The organism is Amycolatopsis sp. NPDC104863, from assembly GCF_055582965.1.
Window position 1 is genome coordinate 692092 of sequence record NZ_JBVJOW010000005.1, and the last position, 20451, is coordinate 712542.

Consider the following 20451-nt stretch of genomic DNA (forward strand, 5'->3'; position numbering starts at 1 on the left):
AGAGGTACCGGCGCCGTTCGTCGACTTGAATGGGGGTGTGGAGATCCTCACCGACGCCGCCACGCTCGCCCTGTACACGACCGACGCGTCCAACTACCGCCACGTGCCCCGCGGCGTGGTGCTGCCGGAGTCCGTCGACGACGTGGTCGCCGCGGTCGCCGAGGCGCGCGCCCGGGACCTGCCGGTGATCGCGCGCGGCGGCGGCACGAGCGTCGCCGGGAACGCGTGCGGGCCGGGCCTGGTCATCGACACCTCGCGCCACGTCGGCGGAGTGCTCTCGCTGGACCCGGAAACCCGGCTCGCGCGGGTGCTGCCCGGCACGGTGCTCGATGACCTGCAGGCGCTCGCGGCGCCGCACGGGCTGCGGTTCGGCCCGGACCCGTCGACGCACAGCCGCTGCACGCTCGGCGGCATGATCGGCAACAACGCGTGCGGTTCGCACTCGGTCGCGTGGGGCCGCACGGTCGACGTCGTCCGGTCGCTGGACGTGCTGCTCTACGACGGCACGCGGTTGCGGGTCGGCCGCGACGAGCCCACCGAGGGCCGGATCTTCGACGAGCTGCGCGCGCTCGTGCGCGACAACTTGGCGTTGCTGCGCAAGGAACTCTCGACGTGGCCGCGCCGGGTGTCCGGCTACGGCCTGGAACACCTGTTGCCGGAGAACGGTTTTGACGTCGCGAAGGCGCTCGTCGGGTCCGAAGGCACCTGCGTCACGATCCTCGAGGCGACGGTCGAGCTGGCCGAGCTGCCCGCTCGCCGCGTGCTGGCGGTGCTGGGGTTCCCGTCCGACATCGCCGCAGCCGACGCCGTGCCGCGGATCCTGCCGTGGTCACCGCTGACCGTCGAAGGCGTCGACGCCGAGCTCGTCGCGATGCTGCCCGGCCGCGCGGGTGACCTGCCGCCGGGCGGGGCCTGGCTGTTCGTCGAGCTCGCCGGCGACGAGCCGGCTTCGCGGGCCCGCGCGCTGGCGGCGTCGCTGGAGCTGACCGGGTTCACGATCGTCGACGACCCGGCCGCGCAACGCGGGCTGTGGCGCATCCGCGAGGAGGGCGCGGGGCTGGCGACCCGGCTCGCGGACGGTTCGGAGGCCTGGCCGGGCTGGGAGGACGCGGCCGTCCCGCCCGAGCGGCTCGGCGCGTACCTGCGCGAGTTCAAGGAGCTGATGCGGGCGCACGGGCGGCGCAGTGTCGTCTACGGCCACTACGGCGAAGGCTGCCTGCACCTGCGGCTGGACTTCGACCTGCTGTCGGCTTCCGGCGTCGCGGACTTCCGGCGGTTCCTGGAGGAGGCCGCGGACCTCGTCGCGGCGCACGGCGGTTCGCTGTCCGGCGAGCACGGCGACGGCCAGGCGCGCTCCGAGCTGCTGTCCCGGATGTACAGCCCGGAGATGATGGACCTCTTCGCCCGGTTCAAGGCGATCTTCGACCCGGCCGGGCGGATGAACCCGGGCATCCTGGTCGCGCCGCGCCCGGTCGACGCCGATCTGCGGGTGCGCCCGGCGCCACCGTCCATTGAGGACGCCGTGTTCCTCGGTTACCCGGAAGACCGGGGCAGCTTCGGACAGGCGATGCGGCGCTGCGTCGGCGTGGGGAAGTGCCGCAACACCAGTGGCAGCGGGGTGATGTGCCCGAGCTACCGGGCCACCCGCGAGGAAAAGCATTCGACACGCGGGCGGGCACACCTGCTCGCCGAGATGATCAACGGCGAGGTGGTCACCGACGGCTGGCGATCGTCCGAAGTGCACGAAGCCCTGGACTTGTGCCTGTCCTGCAAGGGATGCCTGTCCGACTGCCCGGTCGACGTCGACATGGCGACGTACAAGGCGGAGTTCCTGCACCAACACTACCGGCGGCGGCTGCGCCCGGCGTCGCACTATTCGATGGGCTGGCTGCCGTTGTGGCTGCGGCTCAGTGCCCGCGCGCCGCGGCTGGCCAACGCCGTGGGGCGGTCCAAGCTGGCGGGCCTCGTGAAACGGCTCGGTGGGATCGCGCCGGAACGCGCGCTGCCGTCGTTCGCTCGTTCGCCGTTCACGTCATCACGGGCGGATCTGCGGCGCCGGGCGTCGGGGGAGCGTCGTGTGGTGCTGTGGCCGGACTCGTTCAACAACTACCTGACCCCCTCGGTGCTGGAGGCCGCCCACGAGGTCCTGACCGCGGCGGGTTACGACGTCGTCCTGCCGGACCGGGGAGTCTGTTGTGGACTGACATGGGTGTCGACGGGCCAGCTCGGGGTCGCGCGCCGGGTGCTCACCCGGACCCTGGACGTGCTCGCGCCTTATCTCGACGAGGGTTACGAGGTGGCGGGCCTGGAGCCGAGCTGCACGGCGTTGTTCCGCGGCGATCTGCCCGCGCTGCTGCCGGGCGACGCGCGGGCGGAGCTGCTGGCCTCCCGGACGTTCACGTTCGCGGAGCTGCTCGAGCGGGCGCCGATCCCGTTCGCGGCCCTCGACGTCGACACGATCACCCAGGTCCACTGCCACCAGCACGCCGTCCTGGGCTTCGGCGCGGACGAGTCGGCCCTGGCCGCGGCGGGGGTCCGCAACACGACCCTCGACTCGGGATGTTGCGGACTGGCCGGCAACTTCGGCTTCGAGCGTGGCCACTACGAGGTGTCGAAGGCGGTGGCGGAGGACCGGATGCTGCCGGCGATCCGCGCGGCGGCCCCGGAAACCGTGGTGGTGTCCGACGGGTTCAGCTGCCGGACGCAGATCGCCCAGGAGTCCGGCCGGGAAGCGGTGCACCTGGCCGAACTCCTGAGGCGCGCGCTGCCCTAACCGGAAACGCGGATCGCGGCCGCCGGGCAGGTGAGCTCCGCCTGGCGGACCGCGTCCTGCTCTCCCTCGGCCGGCTCGGCCGCGAGGAGGACGACCGTGCCGTCCTCCTCGTTCTGGTCGAACGTCTCCGGGGCGAGCAGGACGCACTGCCCGGAGGCGACGCAGCTCGTGGTGTCGACGTCGACCTTCATCACCAGATCACCGGAACCGCGTCGACCCCGCCCGCGACGCGGTTGACCCGCACCGGGATGTCGTTGATGCCCACCGCCAGCCGGAGGCCGGGGAAGCGGCGGAAGAGCTTCGGGAACACCGTGCGCAGCTCGGTGCGGGCCAGGTTGGCGCCGATGCAGACGTGCGCGCCGGTGCCGAAGGCCAGGTGGACGTTCGGGGCGCGGGTGGGGTCGAACTCGTCGGGGTCGGCGAACACCGACGCGTCGCGGTTGGCCGCGTCGCTGGAGACGAGCACCGCGTCGCCACGGGCGATCCGGACGCCCGCGATCTCGACGTCTTCGTGGGCGTACCGCAGCAGGCCGGTGCCGCTGGTGGCCGTCAGCCGCAGGATCTCCTCGACCGTCTGCTGCACCTGGCCGTCGGGGTCGGCCTCGAAGCGGTCGCGGCGGCTGGTGTCGGCGAGCAGGAACAGCGTGCCCATCGCGATCCGGGTGGACGTCGTCTCGTGGCCGGCGAACAGCAGGCCGGCGCCCATCCGCGCGAGGTCGTCGTCGGTGAAGGTCGGGTCGTCGGCCTGGACCGCGACCATGTCGGAGATGACGTCGGGCTGCGGGTCCGCGCGCTTGGCGTCGGCCAGCTTCGTCATGTACGCCTTGAACTCCGTCATCGCCGCCTGCGCGTCGGCGCCGCCGTCCATCATCGCGATCCGCTCGGACAGGTCGCGGAAGTGCTCGCGGTCGGCATACGGGACGCCGAGCAGTTCGCAGATCACCAGCACCGGCAAGGGGAACGCGAGGAAGTCGGTCAGGTCGACCGGCTCGCCGGGGTGCGCGTCGTGGGCGGCCTGCAGGTCGTCGAGGCAGCGGTCGGTCAGCTCCGCGATCCGGTCGCCGAGCGCACGCATGCGGGGCGCGGAGAACGCGGGCGCCAGCATCCGGCGCATCCGCTTGTGTTCGGCTTCTTCGGTCTCGAAGTCGCCGCTCGGGCCGTCCTGGATCGCGGCGCCGGAGATCCGCGACGCCTGCTCGGGCGCGGGGTGCGAGCGGCCGAACCGCTTGTCGCGGAAAACTTCCTTCGCCTCTTCGTACGACGTCACCAGCCACGCGGGGTCGCCCGCCGGGGTGAGCACGCGGCTGATCGGCGACCGCTGCCGCAGCACTTCGTAGTCCGAGGCGATCTCGAGCGCGTTGGCGCGGCTGAAGGGGAGGCGGGGCGCCTCTTCGGTGGTGGTCATGCGTCGCTCCTCGGTTCGGGGCCGTGGGTCTTCAGGTCGGACAGCCAGCGGTGTTCGGTGTCGAAGGTCCGGCAGACCTGCCGCAGCACCGCGCGGCTCCACGGGTCGGCCTGCTCGGCGGCGAGCCGCGTCAGCCGGTCGCGCTCGGCGGTGAGCGCGCGCTCGCGGACGTCGAGCACGCGGGCCCGTTCGTCTTCGCGCAGCCAGCCGAAGTTCCCCACGCGGGAGAGGAACTCCGTGTCGTTGAGCGCCAGGTCGGCCGGGAAGTCCGCGAGCATGTCGTGCAGCAGCTCGCGGCCGACGTCGGTGATCGTGTAGACGTGCCGCGGCGGTTTGGCCTCCTGCTCCTCGGCGCTGCGGCTCACCGCGCCCGCGTCGACGAAACGCCGCAGCGTCGGGTACAGCGAGTTGTTCGACAGGGTGCGGCCGGTCGACGCCTCGACGGCTTTGCGCAGCTCATAGCCGTGCAGCGGCTCGCGGGCCAGCCGCGACAGCAGGAGGATTTCGATCCACACCTAGGTCACCGTAACCTAGGTTCTCGTGACCCGGCAATGGCTGACCGTGACATCCGGACGGAAACTTTCCGTTACTTCGGTGACTCTGGGTGAGTGATCTACTCCTCGACGTGAGCGTCGATCACGGTTAGCGTTGGTAAGCGAACTGATTTACGACGTCGAATCCGGGGGTTCCCGCATGACTGTCACCCACACCGAAGCGCTCTCGTACCCCTTCAACGAAGAGGCGGGTCTCGACCTCAACGAGGCCTACGCGGCCGCTCGTGCAGCCGAGGGCATGGTCCGGGTGAAGATGACCTACGGCGAGCCGGCGTGGCTGGCCACCCGCTACGCCGACGCCCGGCTGGTGCTGGGCGACCGCCGGTTTTCGCGGGCGATGGAGAAGGAGAAGGACGCGCCGCGCCGCTCGCCCGTGCAGCGCGACGGCGGCATCCTGCAGATGGATCCGCCCGACCACACGCGGCTGCGGACGCTGGTCGCGAAGGCGTTCACGATGCGGCGCGTGGAGCTGCTGCGGCCGCGCGTCGCGACCCTGGCCGGCGAGCTGATCGCGGACATGAAGGCCGCGGGCCCGCCCGCCGACCTCGTCGACCTCTACGCGTTGCCCATCCCGGTGGCGGTGATCTGCGAGCTGCTCGGCGTCCCGGTCGCCGACCGGCCGAAGTTCCGCGTCTGGAGCGACGCGGCGCTGTCCACCAGCGGGCTGACCCCCGAGGAGTTCGAGCGCAACCGCGAAGAGCTGCGCGACTACATGCGCGGGCTGATCGCCGAACACCGCGCGGCGCCCCAGGACGACCTGATGACGGCGTTGATCGAGGCCCGCGACACCCGCGACCGGCTGACCGAGCTGGAGCTGGTCGACCTGTGCGTCGGCATCCTGGTGGCCGGGCACGAGACCACGGCGAGCCAGATCCCCAACTTCGTCTACGCGCTGCTGGACCAGCCCGGGCAGTGGGAGCGGCTGCGCGCCGACCCGGACCTGATCCCGGCGGCGGTCGAGGAGCTGCTGCGGTTCGTGCCCCTGGGCGCGGGAGCCGGCTTCGCCCGGTACGCCACCGAAGACGTCGAGGTCGGCGGGGTGCTGGTGCGCGCGGGCGAGCCGGTGCTGGTGGCGGTCGGCGCGGCCAACCGCGACCGGCTCCAGTTCGACGACGCGGACCAGCTGCGCTTCGACCGCGAGGAAAACCACCACCTCGGCTTCGGCCACGGCGTCCACCACTGCCTCGGCGCGCCGCTGGCCCGGCTGGAGCTGCAGGAGGCGCTGCGCGCGTTGGTCACCGAGCTGCCGGGGCTGCACCTGGCCGGCGATATCGTGTGGAAGACGCAGATGCTCGTCCGCGGACCGCGGTCGATGCCCATCGGCTGGTGACTCGGAAGGTGACTATGAGCTGGCACGTGGAGATCGACGAACACACCTGCATCGGCTCGGGCATGTGCGCGGCGCTGATGCCCGAGGTGTTCACGTTGGAGGGCGCGGTGGCCCAGACGGTGGTCTCGGAGGTGGACGGCGACGAGACGGTGTTGGACGCGGCGGACTCGTGCCCGGCGATGGCGATCACCGTGACTGATGGGGGCCGGGAGATCGGGCCGCGGCCTTAGGGAGGAAGCGGCCGGTTTCGGTGACCGCGGCGGTGGTCGGGGTTGAGGGTGTGGCTGAGCGCCTTCGCGTTCGGCGCCCGTCACCACGAGGGAGATCGATCTCCCGGAGGAGGCTGCAGCCGCGTTGCCGACGGCACCGAGCACTCTCGTCGGGAAGTGATCAGCCGTCGGTGGGGCCGCCCCTTCAGAGGCGTTCGATGCGGTCGGCCTGCGGGCCCCGGTCGCTCTGACGCACCGCGTACCGGACCCGGTCGCCCTTCTGCAGCGGCTCCGACCCCATGATCACGGACGCGTGGGCGAAGAGATCGTCGCCGCCTGCGTCCGGGGTGATGAAGCCGAAGCCGCGGTCGTCGTCGTAGCGTGCGACGACGCCCTCGCCGCCTCGTACGGGCACGTCCCGCGCCGCCGGCGCTGCGGCCGCGGGAGGTGCCGGCCGCTGTGGCGCCGTCTGGGGCTCGGCGCCCCGGACCAGGTGCACGTCGCGGGCCTGCGGGCCCTTGTCCCCACTGGCCACCTCATAGGCGACGCGGTCGCCCTCCGCGAGCCACGTCAGCCCCTCGGCCAGGGCCCGGGCGTGCACGAAGACGTCCCCGGCGCCGGAGTCGGGGTTGATGAAGCCGAAGCCCTTGTCCTCGTCGTACCAGGCCACCGTGCCGTCGGCACCGTCCGCGATACCGGCCGCGGCGGGTGAGCCGGCCCCTGCTCCCAGCGGGATCACGTGCCCGGCCTGCGGGCCGCGCTCGCCTTCGACGATCAGGAAGGCCACCCGCTGCCCCTCGGTGACCACGCCGCCGGTCACGATGGCGGAGCTGTGCACGAAGATGTCGGCGCCGCCGCCGTCCGGCGACGCGAAGCCGTACCCCTTGCCCGGCTCGTACCAGTTGATGGTGCCGAGCAGGCCCACGGCGCTGCCGGTGGCCGCATCGGCGGTGACGCGAACGCGCAGCGCCTGGGGCCCGCGGTCGTTCTCGCCGACCTCGAACACGACGGCCTGACCCTCGCGGAGCAGTTTCGCGCCGCCGTCCCCGACGATCTCGGAGGCGTGCACGAACACGTCCGGCGAGCCGTCCTCGGGTGCGAGGAAGCCGAAACCCCGTTCGGCGTCGAACCAACGGACGGTCCCTTGCGGCATCAAAGACTCCAGGTCGAGAGGGCGGGCACTGGCCCCCAGTCTCTCTGACGGACCTCCGGTCCGTCGGGCCGGGCCCCCAGGCGGGAGGGGCGGGCCGTTGGTTCCCCTGGCGACCCGCCGAGTTTGAGACCTGGTCTTAGGGGGCGAAGCGGCCGTTCTCCGTCACCACGGCGGTGATCAGCGCCGCCGGGGTGATGTCGAACGCCGGGTTGAACGCCTTTGCCTCCGGCGGCGTGATCGGGGTTCCGGCGTACTCGGTGAGCTCGCGGGCGTTGCGTTCTTCGATGACTATGCCCGTGCCGTCCGTGAGCTTGCTGTCCACTGTGGAGGATGGCGCCACCACGATGAACGGGACTTCGTGGTGGCGGGCCGCGATCGCCAGGCCGTACGTGCCGATCTTGTTCGCGACGTCGCCGTTCGCCGCGATCCGGTCGGCGCCGACGAGCACGCCGTCGACCAGGCCGCGGGACATCGCCGCGGCCGCTGCCGAGTCGGGCAGGACCCGGTACGGGACGCCGGCCTGCTCCAGCTCCCACGTCGTCAGCCGGGCGCCCTGCAGCAGCGGGCGCGTCTCGCCGACGAGGACCTCCTCGACCAGCCCGCGCTCGTGCAGGTGCCAGACGACGCCGAGCGCGCTGCCCCAGCCGACCGTCGCCAGGCGGCCCGCGTTGCAGTGGGTGAGCAGCCGCAACGGCCAGCGCGCGCACTCGGCCAGCACCAGCTCCGCGGCGTGCGCCGACGCCGTCTTGTTCAGCTCTTCGTCTTCGGTGAGCAGCGCCTGCGCTTCGGCGAGGACCGCCGCCGGGCCGCCGGGGAGCTTCGCCAGCGCCCGCTCGACACCCCAGGCCAGGTTCACCGCGGTCGGCCGGGCGTGGGCGAGCAGCGCCGCATCCGCCCGGACGTCACCGCCGAGCCGGGCCGACAACGCGACCCCCAGCGCTCCCGCGGCGCCCAGCGCGGGCGCGCCGCGGACGGCCAGCCGCTTGATCGCGTCGACCAGCTCGCCGACGGTCCGCAGCTCGAGCAGCCGGAACCCGGCCGGCAGCGCCGTCTGGTCGATGATGACGATCGCGCCGTCCGCCCAGTCGATGGTCCTGCGCATGCGCCCTCCCGCGGAATCCGCTTGCCGCCCTCGCGATGATGCGAACGTGACCATTGAACGGCAGAACCCGCCCGGCCTGCACACACCGCCCGGCTACCACCACGTCACCGTGACCGAGGCGCGCCGCACCGTGTACCTCGCCGGCCAGTGCCCGCTCACCGCCGACGGCACGGTGGTCGACGGCGGCCTCCTCGCCCAGACCGACCAGGTCGTCGCCAACACGGCGGCCGCGCTGGCCTTCGCCGGCGCCGGCCCGGCCGACGTGGTCCGCACGGTCGTCTACGTGGCCACCGACGACCGCGAGACGCTCTCGGCCGTGTGGGACCGGCTCACCGCGTCCGGGATCGGCGCGGCCTTCACCTCGGCGAGCACCCTGCTCGGTGTCGCCCGGCTGGGGTATCCGGGGCAGCTGGTCGAGCTGGACGTGACCGCCGCCCTCGCCTGATCAGAGTCCGGCCATGAGGTCCGTTTCCGTGATCCCCGGGCCCTGGCCGGCCCGGATGAACCACTCGGTGCCGAAGGCGAACCGGAACGCCTCGTCCGACATCGCGAGCATGAACGAGTCCTCGCTGATCTGGCTGGGGTGCGCCCGCATCGCCGCGCGCTTCACCGAGACGTACTTCGCGACGTCGACGGCCGCGGTGATCTCCGCCTCCGGCTTGCCGATCTCGAGGTTCTCCGGCCCGTCCGGCATCTCCTCGGGCGGGATCAGGCCCTGGTCGACGGCGTCCTTGAAGCCCCGCCGCATGAACTCGCGGTTGAAGGTGCCCTGGAAGACGCGCCCGGTGCCGGCCAGCTCGGCGGCGCGCAGGCCGACGCGGTGCACCTGGATGTGGTCGGGGTGGCCGTAGTCGCCGTTGTCGTCGTACACCGTGAGGACGTCGGCCGACTCCTCGCGCAGGATGACCGCGAGCTGCTCGGCGGCCCGCTCGACGTCGGCCTGCCAGAAGCAGTCCGGGTGCTCGTTCGTCTCCTCGCCCATCATCCCGGAGTCGCGGTAGCCGAGGAACTCGACGCGCTTGACCCCGAGGATCTCGGCGGCCGCGTGCGACTCCTGCACGCGCCGCTCCCAGAGCTGCTCGCCCTCGGCGAGGAACCCTTCGGGCACCTCGCCGACCTCGCCCCTGGTGGCGACGACGAGCACGACCCGGTGCCCGTCTTCGACGGCTTTGCGCATGACGCCCGCGGTGCGGAGGCATTCGTCGTCCGGGTGGGCGTGGAAGGTGACCAGTGTTGCCATGCCCGCGACGGTACCGGGTGGGTCCGACAAAAACCGCCCGCGAGTGTGCGGACCTGCCACTAGCGTCTCCGGTCGTGGCCGACGGTGAGAAGCGGGCGTTGCTGGGGTTCCTCCAGGCCCAGCGCGACAGTGTCCTGGCGATCGTCGACGGGCTCGCCGAGGCGCAGCTGCGAATGACGCCGGTGTCTCCCGGCTGGAGCCCGCTGAGCATGGTGGAGCACCTCGGCGACGCCGAACGGTACTGGTTCCAGGAGATCCTCACGGGGACCGCGGACCCGTTGCCCTGGCCGGACTCGACGCGGACCCCGGAAGCGGTCTTCGCGTTCTACCGCGCGCAGTGCCGGCGGTCGGACGAGATCTTCCTCGTGACGCCGTTGACGACAACGCCGGTGGGGCGCCATCCCGGGCCGCTCGGGGCGGAGACCACCGACCTGCGCGGGGTGGTGCTGCACATGATCGAGGAGACGGCCCGGCACGCGGGACACCTGGACGTGGCCCGTGAGCTCATCGACGGCCGGACCGGGCTCGGGCCGCGCTGACTAGGCCTGCTCCCGCGAACACCACCAGGTCGAGCGGCCCCCGACCGTCCCGTGGGCCATCTCGGCGCCGCACCTCGGGCAGTGCTCGCCCGGGCGGCGGTGGCCGATGATCTCGCCCGTGTGCACCCCGCCGTGCTTGATCGCGGCGCGCAATGCCTTGCGCAGGGCCTTGTGGAGGTCCGTGAGCTCGGCTTCGGCCAGTTCGTTCACCGGCCGGGACGGGCTCAGCGCGGCCTGCCACAGCGTCTCGTCGGCCAGCAGGTTCCCGACCCCGGCGAGCACGGACTGGTCCAGCAGCCGCGCCTTCAGCGGCGCGCGCCCGCGGCCGACGCGGGCGCGGAAGTCCGCGCGGGACACCTCGCCGGCGTCCGGGCCCAGCGCGTCGAGGTCCGGGTCGAGGCGGACGCGGCTGAGACGGCGGGTGTCGAACAGGCGCAGCTGTTCGCCGTCGGCGAAGGTGATCCCGAACCGGAACCACTCGGGTTTCTCTTCGCGGCCGCGGAACCGCTTCGGCCCGGGCGGCCCGCTTTCCCCGCCGAACCGCAGCTGCCCGGCCATCCCCAGGTGCAGGCCGAGGTTCGGGCCCGGCCGCCCGTCACCGCCCTCGGTTTCGCACCACAGCGTCTTGCCCCGCCGGTGCGCCTCGGTGAGCCGCCCGCCCCGCAGCGCCGCGGCCCGGTCGCCGGGCGCGTGGGGCCGGCAGACCCAGTCGTCGTGGTCGTCGACGTCCCGGATCTCCCGGCCGAGGGCGCCGGCGAGGACCTGGCGGGCGAGCTCCACTTCGGGCAGTTCCGGCACGCCGACCAGTCTGCCGACTCCCGGCCCCGGCCGCCTATCGGCTCTCGTGCCGGACCGGCGTGGCGCTCTCCCAGGCGAAGCCGTCCGGGTCGGTGAACGGCGCGGCCGCGGTGTGGACGGCGATCCGGTGCGAACCGGAGCCCTCCGGGGCGACCCCGGCGTCCTTGGCCAGGGCCTTGCGCCGGTACAGCGCCAGCTTGACCGGGCCGGAGCCGGACTCGAACTCGACGTACATGCGGCCGAAGCTCTTGCCGACGGTGAAGCCGTGGTCGACGTAGAACTTCTTGGTCGCGGCGACGTCCGCGACGCCCAGCAGCAGCACGATGTCGCCGATCGCCCGGCTGGCCGGGCCGGTGTTCTTCTTCGCCGAGGTCGCGATCTTCCAGATGGTGCCGTCGGGGGCCTGGAGGGTGGCGCCGTAGCCCCACATGGACTTCGCGACCGGCTTGATCGTCGTCGCCCCGGCTTCGAGGGCGCTGCCGACCAGCGCGTCGACGTCGGCCGGCTGCGCGACGGTCAGGGAGAGGGTGAAGCCGCGGAACCCGTCGGACGGGGCTTCCGCGGCGCGGAAGCGCAGCTGGCCGTCGAGCCCGAAAGCGGTGGTGTAGAAGCGTTCGGCGGCGGCGGTGTCGGCCACCTCGAGGGTGATGCTGGTGATTGAGGTCATGGCGGTAACGCTAGGCGTGGCGCGCTGACCAGCGCTTCTCGATTCCTGATCGGTCCGCGGGCAATTCGTTGGACGCCCTCGGGCGCGCGCTGATAGCGTTCCGCCCGACCGTGGACCGGCCCGAGGAGGTGAGACCCATGAACGTTGCATCGAAGTGGGTGCTCCCCCTCGGCGTCACGGTCGGGCGACTTACGTAGCGGTTGCCGGGAGCGCCTCGAGAAGGCACTCCCGAAAGGCAGCAACCATGCATTTCACCGCTGAAAGATCGTCAGCCGGTGTCCTCGAACGCGACTTCACGGTGGGCGACGCGCCCGGCGTGCTCTGGTCGCCCGAGGGCGCCACCGCGCCCGCGCCCCTGGTCCTCGTCGGACACGGCGGCGGCCGGGACAAGAAAGCGCCGCCAGTGGCGGGCCGGGCCCGGCTTTTGGTCACCCGGCACGGATTCCACGTCGCGGCGCTGGACGCACCGGGCCACGCCGGCCGCCCGCGGACGGCGGCCGACGAGCGCGAGGTCCCCGCGATGCAGGAGGCGATGGCGACCGGCGCGGCCGTCGGCCCGATCGTCACCCGGTACAACGCCGACATCGCCGAACGCGCCGTGCCGGAGTGGCGGGCGGCCCTGGACGAGCTCGAGAAACTGCCCGGGATCGCCGGTCCGGTCGGCTACTTCGGCCTGAACATGGGCACCGCGATCGGCGTCCCGCTGACGGCGGCCGAGCCGCGGATCGCGGCCGCGGTTTTCGGCATCTTCTGGCACGACACCCTCGTCGAGACGGCGAAGCGGGTCACCGTGCCGGTCGAGTTCGTCCTCCAGTGGGACGACCAGCACATCCCGCGCGAGTCGGGGCTGGCGTTGTTCGACGCCTTCGCCTCGGCGGAAAAGACGTTGCACGCCAACGCGGGCCGGCACAAGGACGTGCCGAGGTTCGAGGCGGACAGCGCGGGCCGGTTCTTCGCCCGGCACCTCGGCGGCCGCCGATGAACCTCCTCGAAAGCCGCCGGTTCCCGTCCGGCCTGGTGGTCACGCGGGTCGGGGAACGGCACTGGCACGCCCTGGAGGACGACCGGGTGGTCGGGCGCGGCGAGGCGACCCGCCGTCCCGACGGCCGGATCTTCCTCAGCATCGACGCGTGGCAGGACGAAGTCTTCGACGTGCTCGCGTCGATGATGCCGCCGGACCTGCCGCGGCCGCTGTACACCGTGGTCGACGAAGCCGACGCGCAGCTGACGTCCCTTTGGGAGCGGGCCGGTTTCACCGTCCGGCGCCGCGAATGGGAGTACGTCGTGCCCACCGGTGTTTTTCCCGGTTCGCCGGCCGTGACGATCGGGCCCGCGCGGGAAGCTCCGCTGCGCGAGCTGGACCGGGAGATCCGCGCCGAAGTCGCCGCGACGGTCGGCTGGCAGGAGATGCCGGCCGAAGTGGTGCTGCGGCCGGAGTTCGACCCTTCGCGGTACACGGTCGCCACGGAATCCGGCCGGTACGTCGGCCTGGTCCGGGTGGTGCCGGTGCGGCAGCCGCGGATCGGGTTGATCGCGGTTCGCCGGGACCGGCAGCGCCGGGGGATCGCCCGCGCGTTGCTGGCCGACGTGCTGGGTTCGCTGCACGGCCGTGGCATCACGGCGGCGTCGGCCGAAGTGACCGAAGCCAATTCGGCGGCCGTCACGCTGTTCGAAGGCTTCGGCGCCCGCCGGGCCGGCAGCAACCTCGAGCTGGTGATGCGCTGATGGCCAAGACCGCCGGCAGCATCGAGGTGGAGGGCACCGTGCTGGAGTGCCTGCGCAACGCGACTTTCCGCGTGGAGCTGGAGAACGGGCACAAGGTGCTCGCGCACATCAGCGGCAAGATCCGGAAGAACTACATCAAGATCCTGCCGTTCGACCGGGTGCTGGTGGAGCTGAGCCCGTACGACCTGAGCCGGGGGCGGATCCTGTTCCGGTACCGGAACTAGGCACGCGGGAGGCCGTCGCCGAATTCCGGCGACGGCCTCGGGCCGCGCATGACAGGCTGGGGCGGTGACCCACCCTTACGACCTGACCTGGCGTGACGTCGACCCGCGGCGGCACCCGTTCGACGCCGCGACCGCGCTCGACGTGATCCGCTCGCTCGCCCCGGCCGCCCGGGTGCCCACCCGGCCCGGCGGCCCGGCGGCCGACCCCGAGGTGATCGCCTGGTCCGGTCGCGACGGCGCCGCGTGGACCGACGAGCTGACCCAGGCCCTGACCGACCGCTTCGGCGCCTGGGCCGGGGGCTGGCGCTGGGCGCACGACGAGGGCGACGTCGGCGGCGGCCCGGTGGCGAGCTGGTGCTGTCCCCGGGACTCGATCACGACCCCGGAGGCGACGCTGGAGCGCGTCGCCGAGGCTCTGTGCGAGTGGCGGGGCTGGCTGGAGCACCTGACCGGGCAGTTCGACCGGTATCCCGTCGACGGGGAGCGGGCCTGGGAGCGCGCGACCACGGCGCTGGTGACCGCCGTCGTCGAGCGGACCGGGGCGGGCGACGCCTGGTACATCCATGCGAAGCAGGTGCTCACCTGGTACCTGACCCGCTGGGACGTCCCCGCCGCCGAAGACCTGGTCGAGCGCGCGGTTTCCGGCGAGTTCGAGAGCTGGACCGCGCCGGAGAGCGACGTCCTGGACGACGTCGCGCTCCGGCTCGCGGAGTCGTTGCGGTCCTGATGGCTCCCGACCACCTGCGGGTGTGGCTCGCGCTGCGGGAATCCGTGCCGTGGCAAGGGATTCGCGAGGTCGCGCCCGTGGGTGTCGTTGCGCGGCGCGACGGGCCGGTGCACGACATCGGCACCCGGGACCGCCTCCGCGACCCGGCCCGGGCCGAACGTCTGCTGGCGGCGCTCGCGCGGGCTCGTGCGGACGCCGAGTCCGGGGTGGAGCTGAGCTTCGAGGTGCTCGGCGCGTGGCAGCGGCTCGTCCTGGGGGTCGCTGAGGCGCCGTTCCGGTCCCGACCGGCGTTCGCGAAGGCCGGGCGCGAGCGGTACGGCGTGAGCCCCGGCCTGCGTGGTGAGTTCGACCGCTGTCTGGCGCAGGCCCACTCCGCCGACTTGGGGCTGCCCGCCCGTGCCGCGCGGGTCTACCTCGACGTCTGCTTCTTTCACCCGTTCGACGACGGGAACGCCCGGGCGGCCTTCCTGGCGCTCACGTTCCTGCTGGCCGGGGCGGGGATCACGCTCGACCAGGTGGGTCCGATCCGCGCGCTCGCCCGGCGCGCCGACGACCCGGCGGACGCGGTGGCGCTGGCGGAGCTGGTGGCCGTCCTCATCACGAACACGGCGCGCCGGTCCGGCGTCAGTACTCGTTCTTGATGACGAAGTAGGAGCCGCGGATGGTGCCGGCCAGCTTCGACTTCTGACGGGCGAACTTGAAGGCGGCGAGCTCCTCGGGGACGTCCATGCCGTCGGAGAGCTTGAACCCGACCGCTCGTTTCCCGGCGTCCTCGAGCGTGTACATGACGTTGATCGACAGGCCGCTCCGGTAGAAGACGTAGGCGATCCGGATGTTCTCGACCTGGAACCCGGTGGCTTCGAGCGGGAGAGACGAGACGACGATGTCGCGCTCCTCCTTGAGGATCCGGTGCACCCAGTCGACGGTCGAGGCGGCGTCGGCGGCGGGCTCGACCGTGAAGACGTGGTCGTACTTGTTCTTGAAGTAGCGAGCCTCGTTCGCCCGCAGCCCGGCAAGCGCATCGGCCACCGGCGACGACTCGAGGCCGTCGGTCGACACGGTGACGAAGTCCACGGTGCGGGGCATGGTTCCTCCGGGGTCCAACTCGGCGTCTGCGCTGGTGGCGACTGTAGACGACGGTGAGCGGGTTTCGACGGCGCGGATTCGGCGCTGAGCGCGGCTTTCGAGTCGGCCGGCCTGCCGAACCCGGCTTCGGGCTGAAGCCCTCAGCCGGGCGGCGGGGTCACCGGGTCAGGAACTCCTCCGGGCGCAGGGCGTGGTCGACGATCCGGACGTCGCCGATCCAGCCGTGGAACACGTTGTCGAGCGTGCCGCCGTACTCGTGGCCGCCGAGGAGCCACGTCAGACCCAGGGATGCGATGCCGACCGAGTCCGTGAACGGGTTGTCGGCCACCGGGGAGCTCTCGACGTACACCTTCGTGTGGTGGCCGTCGTTGACGACCGCGAGGTGCCACCACTGGTCTTCGGCCAGGCCGTGGCTCCAGTTGGTCGTCGGGTAGGTCTGGCTGAGCGGGTAGCAGTTGAACTGCACCTCACGGCCGTTGTTCGTGGTCATGAGCTGGGCCACCGGCTCCTTCGGGTCGGTGTTCTTCCCGTGCTTGCCCGCGTCGCCGGACGCGCCGCGGCGGACCAGGACCGGCATGTTGCCGTTGTTGCCGCCGTCCCAGTCGCGCGGGATCTTGACGAACGTCTCGATCGTGTAGCCGCGCTTGAACGTCTCGGTGTTCAGCGGCGCGCGCGAGCCCGTGGTCAGGTATGCGCCGTGCAGCGGGTTCTTGCCGCCGGCGAAGCGGAGGCTGGCGTGGCCCGGCTGGTCGGGGTGGTGGTCGTCGGTCCAGGTCAGGGCGTCCGGGGCGGTCCCCGCGACGGACTGCAGCGTGAGGTCGTTGCCGTGGCCGGACAGGTCGCGCACGCGCTGGCTCGCCGTGACCGCGCTGCCGTTCGCGCCAACGTTGTCAAAGCGCCAGTACGCGAGCGTGCCCGGCACGAGCACCTTGTTCGCCGGACGCGCCGGGCGGACCGGCACCGGGATGAAACCGGCGAAGCGCTGCTCGAAGTCGAAGGGCATCGAGAACCGGTCGACGGCCGTGGTGAGCCGCGACTCCAGGACCTCCATGCGGTTGCGCTTCGCGGGGTCCTTCTCGAGGATCCACGGCGAGATCGTCTCGACGTCGATCGTGTTGCGCTCGAGGTCGAAGTGGTACAGCCGCAGCATGCCGCCGCCGCTCATGTACCGGTTCTGGTAGTTCGTGATGTGCAGGTGCACGTCGTGGCCGGCGGTGTTCTTCTTCGTCGTGCGGCCCGAGGGCCAGTAGTGGCCGTTGAGCGTGAGGAAGATCTGGTCGTTGTCCTTGATCAGCGAGTCCCACACGGTCTGGCCGTATCCGGAGAGCTCGGCGTTGTTCTCGGCGTCACCCGACTCGTACGGGTAGACCTCGTCGCCGTAGGTCGGCGCGACGATCTCGTGGCAGGTGAGGATCACCGGCAGCTGCGGGTGCGTCCGGATGACATCGTTGGCAAACTCGAAGCCCGCGGCCGACGTGCGCCAGTCCATGGCCAGCAGCAGCCACTCGCGCCCGCCGCCGCGGAAGACGTGCGCGGTGTTGTAACCGCTCGCGTCCGAGCCGAGGAACGACTTCTGCCGGCGGAACCGCTGCGGGCCCATCGTCTGCAGGTACGGCGTGGTGCCGCGGGTGTCGTCCCCGGACACGTCGTGGTTGCCCGCGAGCACGCTGTAGGCGATGCCGCCCGCGTCGGCGATCTTGAACGTCCTGTCGACGGCCTGGAACGACGTGACGTCGGCGTCCTGCGTCAGGTCGCCGAGGTGGGCGAGGAAGACGATGTTGCGGTCCGGCTTCCCGCTGTTCTCGATCACGTACCGCAGCGACGCTTCCTGCGGTTCCGGGTTGATGCTGTTCTGGCTGCCCCAGTAGAGGTACTGGGTGTCCGGCATCACGGCGACGGTGAACTGGCGGCTCTCGCCGTCGGGACGCCACCGGCCCCGGTCGGCGCTGGTCGCGGTGTCGGCCTCGGCCGGCGCGGCGCCGAGCGCGCTCAGCGCGGTCGCGCCGACACCGGCCAGCCCCGCGTTGCGCAGGAAGGACCGTCGGTTCGGGCCGGCCTGATTTTCACGCATGATCTGCCTCATTCGGTTTTCAAGGGAGTCCTCCGGCGACCGGACGGTATGCCCGCCTGCTTGAGCCGGCGCGAACAGCAGGTGGCCTGCTCACGTCGGCTCCCTTACGGACGGCATGATCTCGGCATGGATCGTGAGCACGACCGGTGGACCGCGGCCGAGCCCGGCCGCGGGTACCTCCGCGCCCGCCTGCGGCTCCTGACCGCGGGGGAGGGTGGCCGCCGCACCCCGATCCACTCCGGGTACCGCGCGCACTGGGTCTTCCCGCCGGACCTCCACCCGGAAAGCCACGACGCGCCCTTGACGCTGGAGTCGGTGAATACACTCGCGCCCGGGGAGGCGGCGCTGGTGCGGCTCCACCCGCTCGTGCCCGAGCGGTGGCCGCCGGTCGGGCCCGGGTGGCGGCTGTCGATGGCCGAGGGGCCCCGGATCGTCGGTTTTGCCGAGATTGTCGAGACGGTGCCGCCGACCGGGCACCGGCACCTTTGAGGGGGACTTCGGTGTCGAGATTCGTCAGACCCGTGCTGTGGACTTTCGGGGCGCTCGCCGCCGGTGGGCTCGTGTTCTGGACGCTGTTGGCGCTCAACATCCCGTACCGGACCAATGCCGCGCCGAAGACGACTCCGGTAGTCACCACCCCGGCGGTGACCACCCCGGCGCCGACACCCGTGGCGGCGCAGCCGATGGACCGCTCCGCGTGGGTCGTCGACGTCCGGCCGGGCCCGGACGACCACAGCGCGATGCTGCACGTCGACCTGCCGTCCTGCGCCGTCGGGCCGCACACCGAGGTCACCGAGACCGCCGACCGGATCGACGCCGCCGTCCGGTTCCAGGTCCCGGGCGGCCCGGACTGCGGGCAGGTCCCGGCCGACGTCCCGATGAAAACGGCGGAGCCGATCGGGAAGCGGCTGGTGGTCGTCAACTCCGGGGACGCCTGGCGGCTGCTGCCCGGCGGCTGGAAGCAGTGCGACAAGATCCTCGGGTGCGAGCCGCCCGCCGACCACTGCGACAAGGCGTGGGTCGCGCAGGCGGAGTTCAGCGCGGAGGCCGAATACCCGGGCACCACCCGGGCGTGCGACCAGAACTGGCTGATCCACGACCTGCAGCGCCACACCGGCCCCGCGAACCGCGTCGCCTACCGCTGGGCGGGCAACGGCTGGGCGGGCTTCACCTCGGCGAAGGGCGGCGGCTGCGGCGAAATCCTGGCCGTCGAGCCGGCCTTCCCCACCGCGCTCTGCCAGAACCTCACTCCTGCGTGAGGACCTCCGGCGCCGGCAGGGTGCGGCCCAGGAAGTCCGTCGTCAACGTCCAGGCCCGCGCCGCCGCTTCCGGGTGGTGGAACATCGGGGCGACGTTGTTGTGGAACGCGTGTCCCGCCTCCTCCTGGACGTGGATCTCCGCGCCCGGGTGGGCGGCCACCGCGGCTTCGACCACCGCGACGTCCGAGCGAGGGATGTACGGGTCCTGCCCGCCGAAGTGGAACTGGATCGGGCACGTGATCTTCGCCAGGTCCGCGATCTGCGCCGGCACCGTCGAGCCGTAGAACGACACCGCGACGTCCGGGTCGCCCGCGGCCGCCGCCGCGAACGCCAGTGAGCCGCCCAGGCAGAAGCCCAACACTCCCACTCCTCCGGTGACCGAAGGGTGGGACCGGAGGTGCGCCACCGCCGTCTGGACGTCCGCGAGCCCCAGCGCCGGGTCGAACTCGCCGGCCACCGCCATCGACGCCGCCACGCCCGCTTCGTCGTGAGTGGACGACCAGCCCGGCGCCGTCCGCCAGAACAGCTCCGGGACCGTCACGACGTACCCGGCGGCGGCCAGCTCCGCCGCCACCGAGCGCAGGTAGCCGTCCAGGCCGAAGATCTCCTGGATCAGCACCAGACCGGGCCCGCGCCCGGCCGCGGGCACCCACTCCGGCAGGGGAAGACCGCTCATGCCATGACCCTTTCCAGGATGCCGGCGACCAGCGCGGCCTGGCGGCCGTCCGGGTCGAGATCGGGGTCGAACACCGTCAGCTCGAAGCCCGCCGCGCCCGGGAGGGCGAGCAGGCCGCGCAGCAGCGTGACCAAAGTGGACGGATCGAGCCCGCCGGGGTCCGGGCTGTCCACGGCGGACACGAACTCGGGGTCGAGGACGTCGATGTCCACGTGGACCCAGAAGCCGTCCAGGCCCGAGAACGTCGCCGCCGCCGTGGCCAGCGCGGCCGGCACCGACAGGTTTTCCGAGGTGGCGTAGGAGATCCCGGCCGCGCGCAGCTCGGCCGACTCCGCCTCGCGGACGCCCAGCACGACGACGTCGCTGTCGCGCACGTACGGGCGCAGGCCGTCGATGTCGGCGAGGTCGTCGGCGCCGCGGCCGGTCATGATCGCCAGGTCCTCGCCCGCCGCCGCGCCGACGTGGTCCGCGACGCCGAGGTGGCGGAAGTCGTCGTGGCCGTCGAGGTAGGCGATGCCGAAGCGGCCTTCGCGGCGCAGCGCCAGCATCGCGCCCAGCGAGATCGAACAGTCGCCGCCCAGCACCACCGGGAAGCCGCCGGACGCCCGGACCGCGGCCACCCGCGTCGCCAGCGCCCGGGTGTAGGACGCGATCGCCGCCGAGTTGCGGACGCCGTCCCCCGGCTGCCAGGTGCCCACGTACCGCCCGGGCGTCACGACTCCGCCGTCGGAGGCGCCCAGGCGGTCGAGGATGCCGAGGTCGCGCAGCACCCCGGGAGTCTTGTAACAGCCGGGCGCCGCGCCTTCGGCGGGCGGGCGCAGGCCCAGGTTGGACGGAGCGTCGATCAGCACCAGGTTCCCCACCCGATCACCGTACTGGCTCCGCGGGCGCGCGCGTCCTAAGTTGGGAGACC

24 protein-coding genes are annotated in these 20451 nt (G+C 72.2%); 12 read left to right on the top strand and 12 right to left on the bottom strand.

The features are described from left to right. The first annotated feature begins 37 nt into the window (after positions 1-37). Positions 38-2773, top strand: a complete 2736-nt coding sequence (locus ACZ63J_RS30085) for an FAD-binding and (Fe-S)-binding domain-containing protein (protein ID WP_465401203.1) — start codon at positions 38-40, stop codon at positions 2771-2773. Here ACZ63J_RS30085 and ACZ63J_RS30090 read toward each other — a convergent pair. From ACZ63J_RS30090 to ACZ63J_RS30100, 3 genes are read right to left on the bottom strand one after another with little or no spacing between them, the layout of a single operon-like run. Further along, positions 2770-2964, bottom strand: a complete 195-nt coding sequence (locus ACZ63J_RS30090) for a ferredoxin (protein ID WP_465401305.1) — start codon at positions 2962-2964, stop codon at positions 2770-2772. The two genes, ACZ63J_RS30085 and ACZ63J_RS30090, sit on opposite strands and share 4 nt — an antisense overlap. After that, positions 2964-4178 carry a cytochrome P450 gene (locus ACZ63J_RS30095; RefSeq protein WP_465401204.1) on the bottom strand — a complete coding sequence of 405 codons (1215 nt, stop codon included), beginning with the start codon at positions 4176-4178 and terminating at the stop codon, positions 2964-2966. The genes ACZ63J_RS30090 and ACZ63J_RS30095 overlap by 1 nt, the downstream gene beginning before the upstream one ends. Next, positions 4175-4693: a PadR family transcriptional regulator gene (locus ACZ63J_RS30100; protein WP_465303948.1), complete on the bottom strand. Its 519-nt coding sequence runs from the start codon at positions 4691-4693 to the stop codon at positions 4175-4177. Before ACZ63J_RS30100 ends, ACZ63J_RS30095 begins: the two co-directional genes overlap by 4 nt. A gap of 178 nt (positions 4694-4871) precedes the next feature. Between ACZ63J_RS30100 and ACZ63J_RS30105 the strand changes: the two genes are divergently transcribed. Beyond that, entirely contained in the window at positions 4872-6062 is a 1191-nt protein-coding gene (locus tag ACZ63J_RS30105) for a cytochrome P450 (RefSeq protein WP_465401205.1), read from the top strand. 14 nt (positions 6063-6076) lie between these two features. Further along, on the top strand, positions 6077-6292 hold the full coding sequence (locus tag ACZ63J_RS30110; RefSeq protein ID WP_465303952.1) for a ferredoxin: 216 nt from the start codon (positions 6077-6079) through the stop codon (positions 6290-6292). Positions 6293-6476: 184 nt separating this feature from the next. Here the strand turns inward: ACZ63J_RS30110 and ACZ63J_RS30115 are convergent, their stop codons facing one another. Both ACZ63J_RS30115 and mtnA read right to left on the bottom strand, forming a co-directional pair. Next, entirely contained in the window at positions 6477-7424 is a 948-nt protein-coding gene (locus tag ACZ63J_RS30115) for a cold-shock protein (RefSeq protein WP_465401206.1), read from the bottom strand. Positions 7425-7560: 136 nt separating this feature from the next. Beyond that, positions 7561-8526 carry an S-methyl-5-thioribose-1-phosphate isomerase gene (gene mtnA, locus ACZ63J_RS30120; RefSeq protein ID WP_465401207.1) on the bottom strand — a complete coding sequence of 322 codons (966 nt, stop codon included), beginning with the start codon at positions 8524-8526 and terminating at the stop codon, positions 7561-7563. Positions 8527-8572: 46 nt separating this feature from the next. On the opposite strand from mtnA, the gene ACZ63J_RS30125 reads away from it, so the two are divergent. Then, entirely contained in the window at positions 8573-8971 is a 399-nt protein-coding gene (locus ACZ63J_RS30125; protein ID WP_465401208.1) for a RidA family protein, read from the top strand. On the opposite strand, the gene ACZ63J_RS30130 is transcribed toward ACZ63J_RS30125, so the two are convergent. Next, a complete protein-coding gene (locus tag ACZ63J_RS30130; RefSeq protein ID WP_465303960.1) occupies positions 8972-9766 on the bottom strand; it encodes a PIG-L family deacetylase in 795 nt (264 codons plus the stop codon). It lies immediately after the preceding gene. Between the two features lie 74 nt (positions 9767-9840). Between ACZ63J_RS30130 and ACZ63J_RS30135 the strand changes: the two genes are divergently transcribed. Beyond that, on the top strand, positions 9841-10305 hold the full coding sequence (locus ACZ63J_RS30135) for a DinB family protein (protein WP_465401209.1): 465 nt from the start codon (positions 9841-9843) through the stop codon (positions 10303-10305). Here the strand turns inward: ACZ63J_RS30135 and ACZ63J_RS30140 are convergent, their stop codons facing one another. Next, entirely contained in the window at positions 10306-11103 is a 798-nt protein-coding gene (locus tag ACZ63J_RS30140; RefSeq protein ID WP_465401210.1) for an Fpg/Nei family DNA glycosylase, read from the bottom strand. 34 nt (positions 11104-11137) lie between these two features. Next, entirely contained in the window at positions 11138-11770 is a 633-nt protein-coding gene (locus tag ACZ63J_RS30145; protein WP_465401211.1) for a glyoxalase, read from the bottom strand. Positions 11771-12014: 244 nt separating this feature from the next. On the opposite strand from ACZ63J_RS30145, the gene ACZ63J_RS30150 reads away from it, so the two are divergent. The 5 genes from ACZ63J_RS30150 to ACZ63J_RS30170 all read left to right on the top strand — a co-directional run bounded on the left by ACZ63J_RS30150 (position 12015) and on the right by ACZ63J_RS30170 (position 15087). Next, positions 12015-12752 carry a dienelactone hydrolase family protein gene (locus ACZ63J_RS30150; RefSeq protein ID WP_465401212.1) on the top strand — a complete coding sequence of 246 codons (738 nt, stop codon included), beginning with the start codon at positions 12015-12017 and terminating at the stop codon, positions 12750-12752. Beyond that, positions 12749-13495 (top strand): GNAT family N-acetyltransferase, encoded by a 747-nt coding sequence (locus ACZ63J_RS30155; protein ID WP_465401213.1) that lies wholly within the window; start codon positions 12749-12751, stop codon positions 13493-13495. Before ACZ63J_RS30150 ends, ACZ63J_RS30155 begins: the two co-directional genes overlap by 4 nt. Beyond that, a complete protein-coding gene (infA, locus tag ACZ63J_RS30160) occupies positions 13495-13719 on the top strand; it encodes a translation initiation factor IF-1 (protein ID WP_465303972.1) in 225 nt (74 codons plus the stop codon). Before ACZ63J_RS30155 ends, infA begins: the two co-directional genes overlap by 1 nt. A gap of 64 nt (positions 13720-13783) precedes the next feature. Then, positions 13784-14446 (top strand): hypothetical protein, encoded by a 663-nt coding sequence (locus tag ACZ63J_RS30165; protein WP_465401214.1) that lies wholly within the window; start codon positions 13784-13786, stop codon positions 14444-14446. Then, complete coding sequence (locus tag ACZ63J_RS30170; RefSeq protein WP_465401215.1) at positions 14446-15087, top strand: Fic family protein; 642 nt, start codon at positions 14446-14448, stop codon at positions 15085-15087. Before ACZ63J_RS30165 ends, ACZ63J_RS30170 begins: the two co-directional genes overlap by 1 nt. Here the strand turns inward: ACZ63J_RS30170 and ACZ63J_RS30175 are convergent. After that, positions 15071-15532 (bottom strand): phage tail protein, encoded by a 462-nt coding sequence (locus tag ACZ63J_RS30175; protein ID WP_465401216.1) that lies wholly within the window; start codon positions 15530-15532, stop codon positions 15071-15073. The genes ACZ63J_RS30170 and ACZ63J_RS30175 overlap by 17 nt on opposite strands. Before the next feature lie 157 nt (positions 15533-15689). Continuing rightward, positions 15690-17603 carry a LamG-like jellyroll fold domain-containing protein gene (locus tag ACZ63J_RS30180; RefSeq protein ID WP_465401217.1) on the bottom strand — a complete coding sequence of 638 codons (1914 nt, stop codon included), beginning with the start codon at positions 17601-17603 and terminating at the stop codon, positions 15690-15692. A gap of 126 nt (positions 17604-17729) precedes the next feature. Here ACZ63J_RS30180 and ACZ63J_RS30185 point away from each other — a divergent pair, with 126 nt between their 5' ends. Together ACZ63J_RS30185 and ACZ63J_RS30190 are read left to right on the top strand one after the other, a co-directional pair. Further along, positions 17730-18092, top strand: a complete 363-nt coding sequence (locus tag ACZ63J_RS30185) for a hypothetical protein (protein WP_465401218.1) — start codon at positions 17730-17732, stop codon at positions 18090-18092. Between the two features lie 32 nt (positions 18093-18124). Continuing rightward, a complete protein-coding gene (locus ACZ63J_RS30190) occupies positions 18125-18862 on the top strand; it encodes a hypothetical protein (RefSeq protein WP_465401219.1) in 738 nt (245 codons plus the stop codon). Here ACZ63J_RS30190 and ACZ63J_RS30195 read toward each other — a convergent pair. Together ACZ63J_RS30195 and ACZ63J_RS30200 are read right to left on the bottom strand one after the other, a co-directional pair. After that, positions 18849-19538, bottom strand: a complete 690-nt coding sequence (locus tag ACZ63J_RS30195) for a dienelactone hydrolase family protein (RefSeq protein WP_465401220.1) — start codon at positions 19536-19538, stop codon at positions 18849-18851. The two genes, ACZ63J_RS30190 and ACZ63J_RS30195, sit on opposite strands and share 14 nt — an antisense overlap. Continuing rightward, positions 19535-20401 carry an arginase family protein gene (locus ACZ63J_RS30200; RefSeq protein WP_465401221.1) on the bottom strand — a complete coding sequence of 289 codons (867 nt, stop codon included), beginning with the start codon at positions 20399-20401 and terminating at the stop codon, positions 19535-19537. The genes ACZ63J_RS30195 and ACZ63J_RS30200 overlap by 4 nt, the downstream gene beginning before the upstream one ends. Between the last annotated feature and the right edge of the window lie 50 nt (positions 20402-20451).

What these genes read in the sequence shown, in the direction of transcription:
- ACZ63J_RS30110 (WP_465303952.1), top strand. Translation starts at nt 6,077, where the DNA reads ATGAGCTGGCACGTGGAGATCGACGAACACACCTGCATCGGCTCGGGC.
- ACZ63J_RS30180 (WP_465401217.1), bottom strand. Translation starts at nt 17,603, where the DNA reads ATGCGTGAAAATCAGGCCGGCCCGAACCGACGGTCCTTCCTGCGCAAC.
- ACZ63J_RS30150 (WP_465401212.1), top strand. Translation starts at nt 12,015, where the DNA reads ATGCATTTCACCGCTGAAAGATCGTCAGCCGGTGTCCTCGAACGCGAC.
- ACZ63J_RS30175 (WP_465401216.1), bottom strand. Translation starts at nt 15,532, where the DNA reads ATGCCCCGCACCGTGGACTTCGTCACCGTGTCGACCGACGGCCTCGAG.
- ACZ63J_RS30170 (WP_465401215.1), top strand. Translation starts at nt 14,446, where the DNA reads ATGGCTCCCGACCACCTGCGGGTGTGGCTCGCGCTGCGGGAATCCGTG.
- infA (WP_465303972.1), top strand. Translation starts at nt 13,495, where the DNA reads ATGGCCAAGACCGCCGGCAGCATCGAGGTGGAGGGCACCGTGCTGGAG.
- mtnA (WP_465401207.1), bottom strand. Translation starts at nt 8,526, where the DNA reads ATGCGCAGGACCATCGACTGGGCGGACGGCGCGATCGTCATCATCGAC.
- ACZ63J_RS30155 (WP_465401213.1), top strand. Translation starts at nt 12,749, where the DNA reads ATGAACCTCCTCGAAAGCCGCCGGTTCCCGTCCGGCCTGGTGGTCACG.
- ACZ63J_RS30095 (WP_465401204.1), bottom strand. Translation starts at nt 4,178, where the DNA reads ATGACCACCACCGAAGAGGCGCCCCGCCTCCCCTTCAGCCGCGCCAAC.
- ACZ63J_RS30195 (WP_465401220.1), bottom strand. Translation starts at nt 19,538, where the DNA reads ATGAGCGGTCTTCCCCTGCCGGAGTGGGTGCCCGCGGCCGGGCGCGGG.
- ACZ63J_RS30130 (WP_465303960.1), bottom strand. Translation starts at nt 9,766, where the DNA reads ATGGCAACACTGGTCACCTTCCACGCCCACCCGGACGACGAATGCCTC.
- ACZ63J_RS30090 (WP_465401305.1), bottom strand. Translation starts at nt 2,964, where the DNA reads ATGAAGGTCGACGTCGACACCACGAGCTGCGTCGCCTCCGGGCAGTGC.
- ACZ63J_RS30115 (WP_465401206.1), bottom strand. Translation starts at nt 7,424, where the DNA reads ATGCCGCAAGGGACCGTCCGTTGGTTCGACGCCGAACGGGGTTTCGGC.
- ACZ63J_RS30105 (WP_465401205.1), top strand. Translation starts at nt 4,872, where the DNA reads ATGACTGTCACCCACACCGAAGCGCTCTCGTACCCCTTCAACGAAGAG.
- ACZ63J_RS30145 (WP_465401211.1), bottom strand. Translation starts at nt 11,770, where the DNA reads ATGACCTCAATCACCAGCATCACCCTCGAGGTGGCCGACACCGCCGCC.
- ACZ63J_RS30185 (WP_465401218.1), top strand. Translation starts at nt 17,730, where the DNA reads ATGGATCGTGAGCACGACCGGTGGACCGCGGCCGAGCCCGGCCGCGGG.